This window comes from Paenibacillus doosanensis (genome assembly GCF_025060755.1).
In the GTDB taxonomy this organism is placed as follows: domain Bacteria; phylum Bacillota; class Bacilli; order Paenibacillales; family NBRC-103111; genus Paenibacillus_S; species Paenibacillus_S doosanensis.
Genome location: NZ_JANYUY010000001.1, coordinates 197,800 through 213,946 on the forward strand (window position 1 = coordinate 197,800; position 16,147 = coordinate 213,946).

Below are 16,147 nucleotides of genomic sequence, written 5' to 3' on the forward strand. Positions count from 1 at the left end.
GGGCTTTCTTCGTTCTCCACACGCATTCGCTCATCTCCAGAAGCGTTCTCGCTATTTCGCGCTGCCTGCCATCTTGCGGTCATAGGCCGCCTGATAAATTTCCAGGTAACGGCTAAGTCCCAATTTTTCCAGCGACTGCACGTAATCGTTCCACTCCGCTTCGATGTCGAGATCGCCTAGAACGGCGCGGGTCAAAAAATCCTCGCGGCACCTGTCGATCGGCTTGCTTAAATCAGCCAGCTCCTCCGCTTGATCGCTTGTAAAAAACAAAGGCGGCACGATCTTGTTTTTCTCGATTCGATAAGGCTCGTAGTTTTTTTTCGTTTCCTGATACAGCACGACTTCCAGCGGATTGTCCGGGTCCGCCGCCTGGCTGAGCCGCCACTCGTTGGAACGGTATGAAGGCCCCGTCTGCGACCAATGAACGTTCTGCTTCTTCCCGGGAATCCCCGGCAGCTTCAGCTGTCTCCATCTGGCATGATGTCCGTCGATTCCGACGTCGTCTTCCTCAGCCCAGCTCCATTCCTTATCCGGTCGCCCTACGTTGCTCCGGAAGGTCGCCTCCCCGCTGTAGAGCAAATCCGCCAAACGAAACGCCGCCTCCGGGCTCTGCGCCTTGTTCGTAATGATGAAAGCGCCCTGCGTCACCGCCCCGTACGGATTGTATACCGCCGTTCTCCAGCCTCCCGGCCCTTGCAAAGGGGGAACCGTCACGTACTGCTTCCAGCGGCTCTTATCCATATCGCTGAAAATCGCCGGATTTTGCGCGGGTATAGCGCCAATGATCGCATCGTTGGGATTCTCTCCAAGCTGCTTCAATTGCACCCTATCCTGGGTAAACGTCTGGGGAGCCAGCAAATCCGCTTCGTACAGCCGATGCAAATATTCAAGCCCCTCCTTCCAGCCCTGCTGGTTGTATGCGACATGAATGCTGCCGTCCTTTACGAACATGTGGCTGCTGTCGCTCTCTATGAACGACTCCATCAAAAACGACTCGATGCTGCCCGACGGCGTGTTCGTAGCCCCGACGAGCGGAAGCTCGTCCGCCTCTCCGTTGCCGTTAGGGTCCTTTTCCTTAAACGCCTTCAGCACGTCGAAAAATTGCCCGGTCGTCGTCGGCATGGCCAGACCGAGCTTGTCGAGCCACGTTTGATTGATCCACATCTTCGTTCCTTGCGTGCAATGGTAGCATTCGTTCACCAGCGGAAGCCCGTAAATATTGCCGTCCGGCGTCGTTATCATATCGCGGACATACGGCGCTTCCTCAAGCACCCTCTTCGTTTCCGTCCCGTACTTGTCGATCAGCTCGTTGAGCGGAAGGAAGACGCCGTCCTTGCCGTACAGCGCCTGCAGCACCGGATTGACGTTGAGCCCGAGGAACACGTCCGGATAATCTCCGCTGGCCAAAGCAAGCGTCATCTTCTGCTCCGCGCTCTTGGGAGGAACGACCTCCCATTCAATGCGCAGGTTCGTCGTCTCTTCGATCCATTTGCTGAATTCATTGGTTGCGAAGTTGTCCACCCGGTTGTTATCCATAACCATGATGCGGATCGTGGCCGGCTGCTTCGTAATCGGAAATATCCCGGCCGGACTTACGGCGACGGCGGCGTTATCGTCGTCAGGCTGCTCCGCCTCATGCTTGCAGCCGCCTGTCAGCAGAAGCGTTACGGCTGCCAGAGCAAGCCATGCTACTTTTGTGCTATGCATGCAACCTACCTGCCCTTTTCCAAGATGAAATGCATTCTAAAGCTGTCCTTACCCGGTTGACGCCTCCAGGGGCCGGGTCGGCCTGCCGTTCTTCCCTCCATCGTCAGCGGGCAGCGCCGGCTGCAAAATATGGGCGGGGCGCTTGTCCGGCATATGCAGCGTCACCGTAGTCCCCGCTCCCGCAGCTCCCCGAACCGTAACGCCGTAGCGGTCGCCGAATACCATGCGGATACGGTTGTGCACATTCAACAGGCCGATGCCCCCCTGCTCTTCGCCGCCGCTTCGCTCGGGCGGACGCTCCAGGAGAAGCCGCTTCTCAAGCTCCTTCAGCCGCTCCTCCGGGATTCCGATTCCGTTATCGGTAATCGTGACGAATAAATCGCCGTTGTCCGCCGTCATCCCGATGCGCACGTAATGATGCTCTTCAATGCCATCGGGGAACGCGTGCTTGAACGCATTTTCAACGAGCGGCTGCAGCGATAAGCGAACCATCGTTTTAAGCAAATATTCCGGCGGAATGTCGACTTGCAGTTCAAACTCCCTCTCGAACCGGTAATTCATAATGGTCATGAAATGCAGCACATGCTTCAATTCACTCGCCACCGTGATCTCTTCCAGATCGGCTCTTACCGAGTAGCGCAGCATGTAAGACAGCGAACGGACGATATCTTTAATTTCGTTCGAATCCTGAACGACCGCATAGCAGATCACCGTCTCCAGCGTGTTATACAAAAAATGCGGATTGATCTGCAGCTGCAGCGCCTGGAATTCGGCGACCTGCCGTTTCAACAAATGCTCCTGGTTTTTCAACTCGGCCGCATAAACTTGATCGACCAAATCCGCCAACCGCGCTACCATGACGTTGTAGCTGCGAATCAAACGATCCATTTCATCCTTATCCCCCGTCATCGGCACCTGGGTCCAGTTTCCTTTCTCCGTCTGCCTCATCCCGTTCTCCAGCCGACGGATGGGCCGAATGATCGTCTGGCCGAACCTGTATGCCAGTATCAAGGCGACAATCAGCGCGAATGCGCAGGTAATAAGGGTTGTCTGCCGGATGTTCAAGATCGGCTTTCTCAACTCGTTCACCGGCAAGGAAGCGACGAGCGTCCACCCGGAATAATCGGAACGGCGGCTAAAATTGGCCCGCCCGCTTTTCTTGTCTATAAAAAAGCGGTTCGCATTATCTTGAAGCTGCGTATACAGCTCGCCTTCCAACTGCTTTCCGATTTTGGAAGAGGACGGATGGTACACGATGCGCCCCCGGTCGTTGACGATGTAGAAATAACCGGTATCCCCGAGCTTAATTCCTTTCCACAGCGTCGTCAGTTCTTCTATCTTCAGTTCGACGCCGAGAATCCCCTTGAACGCTTTGGAGGTTTGCCTGCCGGAAATTTTGCGAGCCAGCGCAAGATTGCCGTTCGTGAAGCTCCAATCCATAATCGTCAGGCTGCCGTCATCCTTGGTCATCTCCTTCAGATCGTCCAAGCTGTCGGATAAGACCGCGTCGTTAACCGTCAAGCTCGGGGCGTTCACGTCAAATACGCTGCTCCCGTTATAACCGACCAAATACATTAAGCTGATCTCGGGGTTATTGATGAAAATCGGCTGAATGACCTTCTCCTTAATTTGGGAAGGCAGCGTGAACATCGAATAAAAGCTTTTATCGTTCGTGTCCAGAAATTCTTTTACACTGGAGGAAGAAAGTGCGGATAAGGTCGCCCGCTCATAATTTTTTAAATATAAGTCCGTATGATGCATCGCGTTGTCGACAATTTGGGTCAATAGCTTCTCCGTCTGCCTGTCCAGCTCCTTGGACGACTGCTGATACAGCGTAACGCCGATAATGGAGGAGGTCAACGCGATCACTATGGCAAAATAAACGAATATTTTTCCGGCCAAGCTGGATTTCATGTTATTTGATCCCTAGCATTTGTCTATATTCCGTCGGGGAAATGCCGGTCATTTTCTTGAATATTTTGGAAAAATGTGGATAGTTCTGGTACCCGATTTCCATTCCCACATCCACAATTTTGTAATGCGGCAGCTCAAGCAGCCGCTTAGCCATCTCGATCCGCTTTCTCATCCGGTATTGAACGAACGTTTCATTGGTCATCTTTTTAAAAAAATAACTGAAATACGTCGGCGCGAGCCCGACTCTTTCAGCGACCGCCTCCAGGCTGATCTCCTCGGCGATATGATCGTCGATGTAGGATTTCGCTTCCTCGAACACGCTCTTCTGATTGCCTCCGCGCCACTGCGCAAGCTGGCCGCACCAATGAATCAGCTCCGATTCGAGATGCTTAAAGAGCTCGTCCCGGTTCTTGGCAGACTTCGGCGGCGGCGTATCGGCAAATTGGTATAGCTCGCGGGCATTCAGCTTCTTGACCAGCGCCTTCAATACATCGGCTATCGTCTGCTCAAGCTGCTCGGTGTCGAGAGCCCCGCATAAGTCATCCCCGCTCCAGCGCAGCAGAAGCCGGTCAATGCCCTCGAAATCGGCCGACCAGATCGCCGTTTCCGCCTGCTCCAGCCATTCGCTATACGCGGATACCGATAATGAATGCACTTTCTCCTGATACAGAAGACGGTCAAGCACCGGGTACAGCTCCAATTCGGTTACCGGCTTCAGCAAATATTCCTTAACCCCGTACGTCAAACATTTCTGAGCATAAGTAAAATCCCCGTAACCGGAGATAACGACGGTTCTAATATTCAGGTTCATCTCGGCGATGTGCCTGCACAGCTCCAAGCCGTCCATTTTCGGCATGCGAATATCCGTGAATACCATATCCGGCTTCTGCTTGCGAATCTCGGCCACCGCCTCCGCGCCGTTCGGCACGGCATAGGCATGTACCCCCTGGCTGTAATGCTTGATCAGCTTCGTGAGCCCGGCCCGAATCATCGGCTCGTCATCGACGACAAGGATTTGCTTCATGACATCCATCCCTTCCCTTCCGTCAAATTGTTTGCTGTCAACCCATTCGAATGCCAAATCTTGCTGTAACGCGCTTCACCTCGTTATAATGCAACCGTGAAAGGTCACATCAATAAAGCGCTTACTAAATTTGCGGAACGGCTGCCTTTTCCTTATTTTACTACAAAGATGCTCGGTATGACACCCTCTTATCCCCAAGAACAAATCCGCCAAAAGTGACGTGATGCTCTGAAGCTTATTCCGTCCGCATCCAGCCTAAGCTGGATCGGCGTCTAACCCTTCCTCTGGGATCGTTCTATGAGTAGACTTTACTTTCGGGGGAGAACCCGGATATCCTCAGGTTATTGCTGCGCATCATTTCCTAAACAATAAATAAACCCCACAAAAGTGGGGTTTCGGCTGCGAGGCGTATTCAGTTGCCGTGCTAAAAGCAAAATCGCCGTTAGGAAGCGGATTCGGCCGCAGCCGTGTCGGATGCCTGTTTGGCCCTCCGCTTCGCTTTCGGCTTGGCGGATTTGCCGGACGGAGCAGGCGGCTCCGCCGGCGTCACAGCCTCAAGGCTCGCTTGGAGCGCGCTCATCAAATCTAGGATGCCGCTCTGCGAAGCGGCAGGAGGAGCGGTGCGAATGTCTTCGCCGGCCATTTTACGTTCGATCGCGTCGATCAGTCTTAGGCGGTATTCATTCGGGTAAGCAGCCGGATCGAATGTCCCCGATAAATGGGAAATAAGCATCTGCGCCATCGCCAGTTCCTTCTCTCCGACAGATTGCTGCTCCGGCATATTCGGCACCTGCTGCACCTGCCGAACTTCATCCGGGTAAAACATCGTTTCCATGACCAAGCATCCGTCGCATATGCGGATGGCGGCCAAACTAACTTTGGACCGTATCGCGATTTGGCCTATGGCGATTTTTCCGCTGCTTCTCAGCGCTTCGGCGAACAGCGTATACGCGCTTGTCCCGAGCTCGCCCGGTCCCAGGTAATAGGTTTTATGATAATATACCGGATCGATGTCGGACGGCTCTACGAAACGGACAATCCGAAGCTCTTTATTCGTCTCCGGCAGCAGATCGTCAAGCTCTTCTTTCTCGAACAGCACAAACCGGTTTTTCTCGATCTCATAGCCGCGGATGATCTGCTCCCATTCCACATCCGTTTGACATGCGGGACAGTGCCGCACATTTTGCACAGGGGCGCCGCAGTCCCGATGCACATACTTCATGGCGATCTCCTTCTCTTCCGTCGCGGAGTACAGCTTAACGGGAATATGTACGAGCCCGAAGCTTACCGCTCCCTTCCAAATCGTATGCATCGCATAAGAACCTCCATCCGAAGTGAATTCTATTACTATGATCTCCACTTCATAGAGAAACTATACTTTGCTATAATCGGGCTTCCGGCTGCGGAGCGGAAGCCCGATGTTGAGCGGCCTGCGTCCGCTCGCCGTTTTAACCGATCGCGAGCTTGACGCCGGCCAGCACAAGGCCGATCAAAAACCCGCAGATCGCCCCGTTCACCCTGATCCACTGCAAATCTTTGCCGACTTTATCCTCCATAAGGTTGATGAGCGTTTCGTCGTCGAACCGGTCGATATTTTCCTGAATCAGCGCTCCGATTTTATGGTGATTCGCCTCGATCATGCGGCCGATTTGCTCCCGCAAACCGAGCTCAAGCTTATTTAGCAGCTCGTCATCGGACTCGATCCGCTGGATGATCCGCGAGGCGAACGGCAAAACATAAGCTTCGGCGTAGCCATCCTCCCGAACCCATTCCAAAGCCCGGACATGCAGCCGCTTCAGCAGCTCAAGCAGCTTCTCCTCCAACTGAAACTGCGTCAGCAGCTGCTCCTTCCACGCATCGAGCTCCGAAGCGATATTGTCCCGGTGCGCCGGATTGTCCAGCCAAAACCGCAGCGATTGCAGCACCGCCTTGCGGTTGGTGTTCTCCTGCATTCGCAGCCCTTCGATGCCGCTTAATATAAATTGCTGGATTAAGCTGCCGAGCTTCTCCTCGTTGAAGTAACCTACAAAAGCGTTCAGCGCGAACTGCATCAGCCCGTTCGTCTTCAAATGAGTTAACGCTTGCGCGGCCATCGCTCCCATCCGGTTGCGGATCTCTTCCTTCATGACAAGCTGCTCCGCCAGATCGAGCACGAAATCGAAAACCTTCTCGTCGTATCGTCTCGAATACACCTGTTCCAGCAAAGCATTGACGATGCTGCGCGTGTCCAGCGATTCGACCAGCTTGCGGATTTCCCGCTCTCCGTAAGCGGCGAGCTTCTCCAACGGAACCTGCTGCAGAATGAATTCGCTTATGGCGGCGATGCCCGCCTTGGCGCTATCGGTGGATAGCTGCTCCTGGGCCCCGCGCAGCAATTTGATGACGAGCGGAACCTGCGACAGCTTGTCCACGATGCTTTGCTTGCTCAGCAAGTCGTTCTGAATCGTCGATATAAACGCCTTGGACACTTTATCGCGATTTTTGGGCAGTAAGGCCGTATGCGGAATCGGGATTCCGAGAGGGTGACGGAATAAAGCCGTAACCGCAAACCAGTCGGCGAGCCCGCCTACGAGCCCCGCTTCGAAGCCGCTTTGCGCAAAGCCGATCCAAGGATTCGTCCCATCTAAAAATAAAGTTCCCGCGAAGCCCGCAGCCATGACTCCGAGCGATACGGATGCCGTATGTTTGGAATTTCCACTCACTTGTCAATTCTCCCTTTTCTAAGAAGCCGAAAGCTCGGCAATATCTGTTTTCTCTATTATAGAACATGTCCGGGCAAAAAAATCAAATGATTGCCATTTATTTTATCGGCACGCTTAAAAATGCGGCAATTTCGTCATGCCGCCCGGCATGCGAAAAGGCAGCCCCGTCGGGGGCTGCCCGCTCATCCAACGTTTACGCCGCTTGCGACGGCTGATTTTTCAAACGGTATTTCTTATTCAAATTATACCCGTACAACGCGGCAAGCAGCTGCTGGAACAGCATGCCGGCAATAACCGGGAGAACGACCGGCGGAGGAAAGAAGCTGATGGCGAGCACCGCGCCCGCGCTCAAATTACGCATTCCGGAATTGAACGTAAGCGCTACGGTCACATCCTGATCCCACTTCATCGCACGGGATATGAGCCAGCCCGCCAAATAGCCGACAGTGGCGCAGACAAAGGCGACCGCGATAATTTCGATCAGCTTGGCATTCATCTCCCGCAAATGAGGCGCTACAACCGAGCTGTTGATCGCGACGACGATAAACAAGCCGATTTTGGTAAACGGCGCCAGCCTCGGCCCCCATACGACCTTCACGCCGCCTTTGGTAAGATGATTCAAAATCATCCCCACAATGGAAGGCACTACAACCATCCACAGCAGCCCGTTCATCATCGCCAAGACGTCCAAATGGACCTTGGCTCCGACGATTACCGACAGGCTAAGCGGCACGATAATCGGCGACAACAGCGTATCCAGCAAAATAAGCGCCAGCGTCAAGGCGATATTGCCGCCATAGATCGTTACCCAGACAAGGCTGACGACTCCGGTCGGAATGACGAACAGCAGCACAAACCCCGTCTGCGTCAGATCGTCCCCCGGAAATACGAGCGAGCCGGCAGCCCAGCCAAGAATCGGCATGGCGATATGCAAAATAAGAAATGTCGCGATAATTGGAAGCGGATGCATCATTACTTTCCCTAAATCCCGGAAGTTCGAACCTATACTGCCGGCGAACGTCATAATGGCAAAAATCCACGGAACGAGAAAGCTTAACGTGTGCAGCCACGTCGCGCAGAGCAGCCCGACGGCAACGGCCGCAGGGGTCAGCACCGGCATAATCTTCTCCAACGCCTTATTCAGTTTGATTAACATTAGCAGCCCTCTTTTGTCTAGACAGAATGTGTCCCATATTAAAGCTTATTCTAGCATAATATTGCCGCTATAGGGCGATTTCCGGAACAAATAATTCGTTTTCTCTTTGAAAAACAAGAAAGAACCGCCGACTATTTTTCGCTTTTAAAATCCGCCGCGCTCCATAACAATATAATAAAGGCTTGACCCCTTGCAAAAAAACAAACCGTTCATCCGAACCGTAAAGGAAGTGAATCCGATGCTTATCGTCAGTCTGACTATTTTTACCATGACCTTCGTGATTGTCGCCGCGCTCTGCCCTGTTCTGATCCGCGGTTTGAGGACGCTTCGGTTGACCCAGCCGATTCGTTCGCAGCTTCCGGCAGATCACCAAGCGAAGCGCGGAACGCCGCTGATGGCGGGCATTATTCTCATGATAGGCAATGTCGTGCTGCTGGCGACGCATCCGGGGGATCTCATTATTTTCCTCAGCTCCGTCTATTTGCTATTCAGCATCATCGGCTGCATTGACGATATGAAAAAAGCCGTTTTGCAGGACCCTGGCGGAATAAGCGGCTCGGCCAAGCTTCTGCTGCAAAGCGCCGCCGCCGCTGCGATGCTTTATTACTACAGCCAGTTGACTCCGCTCGATACGACCGTGCGTCTTTTATTTTCTTCCGGGCTTGAACTGCCCCCGATCCTATACATAGCCGTTATTATGCTGTTCATTATCGGTACGGCCAACGCGGTAAACTTTACGGACGGCTTGGACGGCCTGCTGATCTTCTCGTCGATTCCGACGTATTTCTTTTTCTTTGCCATCTCCTCTTCATGGGAAGTACAGCTGTTCTGCATCGCCATGATCGCCGGTTTGCTCGGACTGCTCATCTACAATATGTATCCGGCCAAAGCTTTTATGGGAGATACCGGCTCTCTGGCCATCGGAGGATCGCTGTCTTTTCTGGCCGTTATCGAAAAAGTCGAGATTCTTGTGCCGATCCTGTTTTTTGTTTATTTCGCCGAGCAGCTGTCGGTCATTTTGCAGGTCTGGTATTACAAAAAAACGCGGCTGCGCCTGTTCAAAATGACGCCCGTTCATTATCATTACAGCTTGAAATACGGCTGGAGCGAAACGAAAATCGTCTGGATTTTCGGAGGCGTATCCGCACTCTGCTCGCTGATCAGTTGGCTATTGTGGGCTTATGCGATGTGATGCCAAGAGAAAAGCCCCCCATACACAAGAGGTATGAGGAGCTTTCGCTTCCAAAACAGTCCAACTTAATATTTCACAAGGGAAACAATATCGATAGCGCCCAGCTTCTCGCGGCCGTTGAGCTCTTCCAGCTCGATCAGGAATGCGGCTCCGATCACATCGCCGCCAAGTTGGTTCACCAAATTGATCGAGGTAGCGATCGTGCCTCCCGTAGCCAGCAGATCGTCGGCAATCAGCACCTTCTGTCCCGGCTTGATGGCGTCGTCGTGCATAGCCAGCTTGTCTTTGCCGTATTCAAGCGCATAGTCGGCCTCGATGGTTTTTCCGGGCAGCTTGCCGCTTTTACGAATCGGAACGAATCCGACTCCCAGCTCGACGGCCAGAGGCGCGCCTATGACGAAGCCTCTTGCTTCCGGTCCTGCGATCAGATCGATCTGCTTGTTTTTCAGCTGACGCGCAAGCTCCCGGATGACTTCCCTATAAACAGGCCCGTTATTAAGCAGCGTAGTAATATCCTTGAAGCTGATGCCCGGCTGCGGAAAATCCTCGATGACGCGAATATACTCTTTGAAATTCATATGATTTCCTCCAATGATGGTTTCATCTGTTTATGCTTGCCGCTTATCCATTCGTGCAATTCTTGAGCGCTGGAATAAACCAGCGTCTGTTCGACGTCCAAGCTATGCTGGCGCTGCCGGTATAATCTTGATGCCGTCAGATCTTTCTTGGCCGGATTAGATACCGCCCTGTACCCTTCCGGACGGCGCTGGATGAAGCCGAGCTCTTCGAATACATCCAGAATAAATTGAATCAATTGCTGCGATTGCCCCGATCGTCTGGACAATGCTTCCGTGATATACGAGGCCGGAAACGCTTGGTCCCCCAGTTTCAGCACGGCGCCGTAGACGGTTTTAAATATGTCGCGGTTCGGAAGCGGCCCCTGATTCGCCGGAGAACCCGAGAATACGGCATACCAGCGCTCGGCGCCCGACGCCGAAACGATGACCTGCTCGAGCGCCCCGAGCTGTGCCGGCAAATCGTATAATACCAAATCCTTGACAGCGGATAAAGGCTTGCGCCTGGCGGGCTCGTTAAGCGGAGAGCCTTGTCCTGTCGCCGGGTCCATCCCCCATACCGGATAAGTGTTCATAAATTTCATTCTGACCTGTTTATCTTCCGGATGAAACGTGATGACAGCCGGCTGTCCGCTGCCTTCCTCCGCTTCTGCCAGAGGACTTACGCGGCTGTTCAGCTCCCTAAGCTTGAATTCAAGCTTGCTTGAAGCTCCCCGCCAGTCGAACAATTGCACGTGCGGAACGCGAATGTCCTGAATCATAATTTGCGGCTTACGCACGCCGTTCCATTCGTTGATGGACAGTTCTCCCAAGATGTCCATCGATGCGGACGGAGAAATCCAGGGGAGCGCCGCGCTTTTGTTAAAACCGACGGCATCGAGCGTTGCCGCGGCTTCGCCGCCGCCTTTGATCAGCGTCATCTTAACATGCTGCTGCTCCTTGCCGATCGTCCGCAGCTCTTGACAGCGGATGTTCGTAAATACGAACTTCGGCTGCGGGTTCCCCATGCCGAACGGTCCCAGCTGCTCCAGCTGGCGGATCGTCTCTACGCCGACCTCGTCCAGAGCGCATTCCATATCCGCGTGCAGCAGCGGAATGAAATCGCCCGGCTTCAGCCATTCTTCGGCCAATACGTTGAGGCGTCGCTCCAGCTCCGGAAGATGGTCTTTGGATAAGGTCATCCCCGCAGCCGCTTGATGCCCGCCGAAATGCTCCATCAAATCGTGACAATGGCTGAGCGCCTGGTACAAGTCGAAGCCGGCAATCGAACGGGCGGAGCCTTTGGCAAGCCCGGTTTCCTTATCGATGCCCAAGATGAGGGTCGGGCGGTAAAAACGGTCCATCAGCTTCGAGGCCACGATGCCGATGACGCCTACGTTCCAATCCTCGTGAGCGAGCACGATAACTTTGTTCAAACCGCCGGACGCTTTGCGCTCCTCCATCATGCTCATGGCCTGCCTGGTCATGTCGTCTACAATGCGCTGGCGTTCCTTATTGAGCGAGTCCAGATCGTAAGCGAGATGCTCGGCTTCCTGCTCGCTGTCCGTAATAAGCAGCCGGACGGCGTCGTCCGCATTGTTCAATCGTCCGCTTGCGTTAATACGAGGCGCGAGCGAGAAACCGATATGCGTAGCGTTCACATCTTTCATTTGCACGCCGGACACGTCCAGCAGCGCGCGGATTCCCCAGTTGGCCGAGGATTGCATCCGCTTGATCCCCTGCTTGACGATAGCTCTATTCTCGCCGAGCAGCGGCATCAAGTCCGCTACCGTTCCGATAGCGGCGAATTCGAGCAGCTCCTCGGGCCAGCGCCCGAGCAGCGCCTGAGCCAGCTTCAAGGCGACGCCGACACCGGCCAGCTGCTTGAACGGATAAGGGCATCCCGGCTTTTTCGGATTAATGACCGAGTAAGCTTCGGGAAGCACTTCCGGCGGCTCATGATGGTCGGTGACGATAACATCAATGCCCAGCTCTGACGCATAGGCGATCTCTTCCACCGCGCTGATTCCCGTATCGACCGTAATAATGAGCGAGATGCCTTCCTGCTTCGCCAGATCGACGGCCGGCTTGTTCATGCCGTATCCTTCATGCACGCGATGAGGTATGTAATAATCGAATGAAGCGTCCAGCGTTCTAAGTAAATGTACCATCAGCGTCGTGCTGCTGACCCCGTCTGCATCGTAATCGCCGTAGATGCGGATTTTTTCCCCGCGCTCCAATGCCTGGCGTATGCGTACTACCGCTTGTTCCATACCATCTAAAAGGAACGGATCGTGGATATGATCCGTTCCTCCAAATAAAAATGCGGCAGCATGCTCTTGATCCGTCATCCCACGGCTTATAAGCAGATGGGCCAGCAATGGAGAAATCTCCAGTTGCCCGGCCAATTCCTCTGCTTGCTTTGAATCCGTCTCGCTTATTTTCCATCTTGCTCGTGATTGCAGCATGCTGTCCCTCCTAAGGGCTTTCCTGCAAAGAAAGCCATCTTCGTAAGCATAATCCGGGCTTTCCTCGCAGGAAAGCCGTCTTCGTAAGCATTAACTTTGAGTTTTGCCGGAAGCAAAACTTGCTTCGAAAGCTTTTATCTAATATAGCACACTTTAGTGCAGCAGCGTCGGATATTCATCTTGACTTGAATCCGCATTATTCTTATAGGGATATCCGCCATCGTACGGATTTACATGAATCAATACGTCGGCAATATGCGAGAAACGCGACATCAGCATATGCTTGGCCCGCTTGGCGAGATCATGCCCTTCCATTACCGAAATTCTTGGGTTTACGCTTATTTTAACGTCAACAATGACATAATGTCCATGTTCTCTTGCCCGAAGCTCGTCAACTGCGATAATTCCCTTTACAGCCTGTACCGTACGAATCAGCTCGGCAACGTCCTCCTGCTGCAGCGCGTGCTCCGCGGATTTTTGAACCGTTTGTCTGATGCGGTCCAGTCCTGTTCGAATAATCAGTACGGCGATACAGAGTGCGGCTATCGGGTCCAAATAATACAAATGTGTATTTCCCAGGTAATGACCGAGAATCGCTCCCCCTGCGCCGACAAGCGCGACAAGAGAAGAATAAATATCCGAACGGTGTTTCCAGGCGTTTGCCATTAAGGATTGGCTTGAAATCCGTTTTCCGAGACGATACTTATATTGGAACATCGCTTCTTTCACGACGATCGCTACGGCAATAGCAATGAAAGCGATGGGCTTAGGCGCCGAGAGGTAGTCCGCCAGCATGACTCGAACCGAGGACAGCGCCGTCTCCAAACCGATTAAAAGAAGGATGACTGAAATAATAATAGCAGTAAAAGACTCCGCCTTACCTTGCCCGTACGGATAATCTTTGTCCGGAGAACTCTTGACAGTCCGAAAACCCGGCATGGCGACGATAGAACAGGCCGCTTCCGTTGCGGAGCGAAGTGCATCGGCCACCAGCGCCTTGCTCCCTGACATGACACCGAAAACTCCCTTCATGACCGCGAGCACGATATTGCCGACAATACCGATCCAAGCGCCAAAACGCGCCTGTTGAAACCGTTCATCAGACATGGAGCCACTCCTCAAGTGAATTGTAAAGGCCGCGGAAACGTAATTTCGCGCGGCCGGCTATTATTCTTTTACTGCAGCTGCCCTAGTTTTAGAACCTAAGGATTTGTTTTTAAGCAAATACCACAGCGGTGTGGCAATACATACGGAGGAGTATGCGCCTGATGTCAAGCCGACGATTTTGGCCAATGCGAACAGCTTGATGGACTCGCTTCCGAAGATGAACAAACATACCGCGGCTATCAAAACCGTAATAACCGTGTTAATATTACGGGCCATCGTTTGCCATATGCTTGCGTTCAGCATATTGGACAAATCTTCGCTGGACTTGATTCTGGAGAAGCGCAAATTTTCCCGGACACGGTCGAAAATAACGATCTTATCGTTGATCGAATACCCGATCGTCGTGAGTACGGCAGCCAAAAACGGCAGGTTAACCTCAAGCCGGAAAATTGCAAATACGGCGATAACGATAAACGCGTCATGCAAAATCGCAATGATAGCCGCAACGGCGAACCGCCACTCGAAACGGATGCTGACATAAATACATATCGCCACGCTGGCGATCGCTACCGCAAGCATCGCTTTATAGCCAAGCTCCTTAGCAATATCCGGCGATACCGTATTGACTTCCTGCGATACTTTATCGCCAAAAGTCGTCGTCATGGCCGTACTGACCTTCTTAAGCTCATCTTCGGACAAGATCGTATCGAACCGCGCCGATATATGATCATTGTTGCCGCTGATGGTCGTAATCGCCGGCTTCACGCCGGCGCCTTCAAATGTTTGATCTACCTTTTCCTTCGTTACGGCTTGTCCTACATTAATATCCAGCGATGTACCCGCTTTGAAGTCGACGCCGTAATTCAGATTCATAGCAACAAGCACGATCAATCCGATTATCAGGATGGCAATGGAAGCGATGAAAAACTTATTACGGTTTTTCATGAAGTCAAAGTGATTTTTATAGTCCACGAATTTCCGACTCCTTTACACCGTAATAAGCAGGTTTCTTGAAGAGATTGCTCTTGATAACCAGATGAATGTACCACCGCGATAAGAAAACGTTTGTGAGAATACTCAAAATAATACTCATAATCGTCGTCAAGGCGAAGCCCCGTATCGCTCCGTTGCCGACATAATACAGCACGACGGCGGAAATCAGGTTCGTAATATTGGCGTCCATAATCGTGCGGAACGAATGCTTGGAGCCTGATTTCAAGGAAGACAGCAGGCTCTTGCCGCTGCGAATTTCTTCTTTAATACGTTCGTAGGTGATGATGTTGGCGTCGACCGCCATCCCCATCCCGAGGATAAACGCCGCGATGCCCGGCAATGTCAGCGTCGCTCTCATGAGCCAGAACGCCACAAGCAGCAGGAACATGTAGGTGATCAAAGTAATCGCCGCAATTAGCCCCGGCAGACGGTAGAACACCAACATGAAGATAAGGATCAACGCTGCGCCGATCAAACCGGCTTCAACGGTTTGCTGCAAGGACAGCTGGCCGAGCGAGGCGCCTACCACCTGCGTATATTTTTCGGTTAATTTGAGCGGCAGGGCGCCCAGGTTAATCGTGTTCGCCAGACTGTTCGCTTCATCGAACGTATAGTTGCCTGAGATCGTAGCATTTCCATCCTGAATGACGCTGTTGACGACAGGAGCGGAAAGCTCGTTTTCATCCAGATAAATAGCCAGAGGCTTCCCGAGAAGCTTCTCCGTTACTTGCTTGAATTTGTCCGGATCTTTCACTTTGATGCTGATTATAGGGCGGTTGGATTGGTCGAACTCAACTTTGGCCGCGCCTTCCACGAAATCGCTGCCCAGCATCTCTTTAGTGCCGTCCGGTCCCCGGAATGTCAGCTCTGCGGGCTTCTTGATCTTTTTCCGAACCTCTTCTTCGTTTTTGACGTCGGCCAGACGCACGCGAATGCGGTCATTGCCCTCCGTCGTTATTTCCGGTTCGGCGATACCGAGGCTGTCCGCCCGTTTCATCAAGCTGTTGGCCGTTTGTTTAAGCGACTCTTTCGTCACCGACTTTCCTGCTTCGACCGGCTCGGCCACATACAGGATTTCGAACCCACCTTTTAAGTCTAGACCGAGTTTAATGTTCTTCACTAATCCCGGAGTGAAGTAGGCGACAAGGCCGAAAGTAATGACCACGACCGCCAAAAAAGCAACTATCCGTTTCATGTGGTTAACGATCTCCTTCCATACTCAATATTCCTATTATACCCACCTGCGAAAAACGAGTCAATTTGGCGATGAATGACGCAAAAAATTCCCGTTTTCCCGAAGAAGACCGGAATGCACAACAAATAACCCTTT

The 16,147-nt window shown here is 52.7% G+C and carries 12 protein-coding genes; 1 reads left to right on the top strand and 11 read right to left on the bottom strand.

Going from position 1 to position 16,147, the window contains the following annotated elements; genetic code table 11:
* Positions 1-51: 51 nt before the first annotated feature.
* The 6 genes from N0M98_RS00895 to N0M98_RS00920 all read right to left on the bottom strand — a co-directional run bounded on the left by N0M98_RS00895 (position 52) and on the right by N0M98_RS00920 (position 8,503).
* The gene (locus N0M98_RS00895; RefSeq protein ID WP_259616675.1) at positions 52-1,707 is read right to left on the bottom strand and encodes an extracellular solute-binding protein; all 1,656 of its coding nucleotides are present in this window, start codon (positions 1,705-1,707) and stop codon (positions 52-54) included.
* A 48-nt stretch (positions 1,708-1,755) separates the two neighbouring features.
* Positions 1,756-3,621, bottom strand: coding sequence for a cache domain-containing sensor histidine kinase (locus tag N0M98_RS00900; protein ID WP_249862299.1), 1,866 nt, complete (start codon positions 3,619-3,621; stop codon positions 1,756-1,758).
* A 1-nt stretch (position 3,622) separates the two neighbouring features.
* Entirely contained in the window at positions 3,623-4,645 is a 1,023-nt protein-coding gene (locus tag N0M98_RS00905; RefSeq protein WP_259616676.1) for a response regulator transcription factor, read from the bottom strand.
* Between the two features lie 442 nt (positions 4,646-5,087).
* A complete protein-coding gene (ku, locus tag N0M98_RS00910) occupies positions 5,088-5,957 on the bottom strand; it encodes a non-homologous end joining protein Ku (RefSeq protein ID WP_249862297.1) in 870 nt (289 codons plus the stop codon).
* 136 nt (positions 5,958-6,093) lie between these two features.
* The gene (locus N0M98_RS00915) at positions 6,094-7,347 is read right to left on the bottom strand and encodes a DUF445 domain-containing protein (protein ID WP_249862296.1); all 1,254 of its coding nucleotides are present in this window, start codon (positions 7,345-7,347) and stop codon (positions 6,094-6,096) included.
* Positions 7,348-7,540: 193 nt separating this feature from the next.
* Entirely contained in the window at positions 7,541-8,503 is a 963-nt protein-coding gene (locus tag N0M98_RS00920; RefSeq protein ID WP_249862295.1) for a bile acid:sodium symporter family protein, read from the bottom strand.
* A 238-nt stretch (positions 8,504-8,741) separates the two neighbouring features.
* Here N0M98_RS00920 and mraY point away from each other — a divergent pair, with 238 nt between their 5' ends.
* The gene (gene mraY, locus N0M98_RS00925; RefSeq protein WP_259616869.1) at positions 8,742-9,695 is read left to right on the top strand and encodes a phospho-N-acetylmuramoyl-pentapeptide-transferase; all 954 of its coding nucleotides are present in this window, start codon (positions 8,742-8,744) and stop codon (positions 9,693-9,695) included.
* Between the two features lie 65 nt (positions 9,696-9,760).
* Here the strand turns inward: mraY and N0M98_RS00930 are convergent, their stop codons facing one another.
* From N0M98_RS00930 to secD, 5 genes are all read right to left on the bottom strand, one after another.
* Positions 9,761-10,273: an adenine phosphoribosyltransferase gene (locus N0M98_RS00930; RefSeq protein WP_259616677.1), complete on the bottom strand. Its 513-nt coding sequence runs from the start codon at positions 10,271-10,273 to the stop codon at positions 9,761-9,763.
* Positions 10,270-12,717 carry a single-stranded-DNA-specific exonuclease RecJ gene (gene recJ / locus N0M98_RS00935; protein ID WP_259616678.1) on the bottom strand — a complete coding sequence of 816 codons (2,448 nt, stop codon included), beginning with the start codon at positions 12,715-12,717 and terminating at the stop codon, positions 10,270-10,272. Before recJ ends, N0M98_RS00930 begins: the two co-directional genes overlap by 4 nt.
* A gap of 153 nt (positions 12,718-12,870) precedes the next feature.
* The gene (locus N0M98_RS00940; protein ID WP_259616679.1) at positions 12,871-13,824 is read right to left on the bottom strand and encodes a cation diffusion facilitator family transporter; all 954 of its coding nucleotides are present in this window, start codon (positions 13,822-13,824) and stop codon (positions 12,871-12,873) included.
* 60 nt (positions 13,825-13,884) lie between these two features.
* Positions 13,885-14,796, bottom strand: coding sequence for a protein translocase subunit SecF (secF, locus tag N0M98_RS00945; RefSeq protein ID WP_259616680.1), 912 nt, complete (start codon positions 14,794-14,796; stop codon positions 13,885-13,887).
* Entirely contained in the window at positions 14,786-16,012 is a 1,227-nt protein-coding gene (secD, locus tag N0M98_RS00950; protein WP_249862290.1) for a protein translocase subunit SecD, read from the bottom strand. Before secD ends, secF begins: the two co-directional genes overlap by 11 nt.
* Between the last annotated feature and the right edge of the window lie 135 nt (positions 16,013-16,147).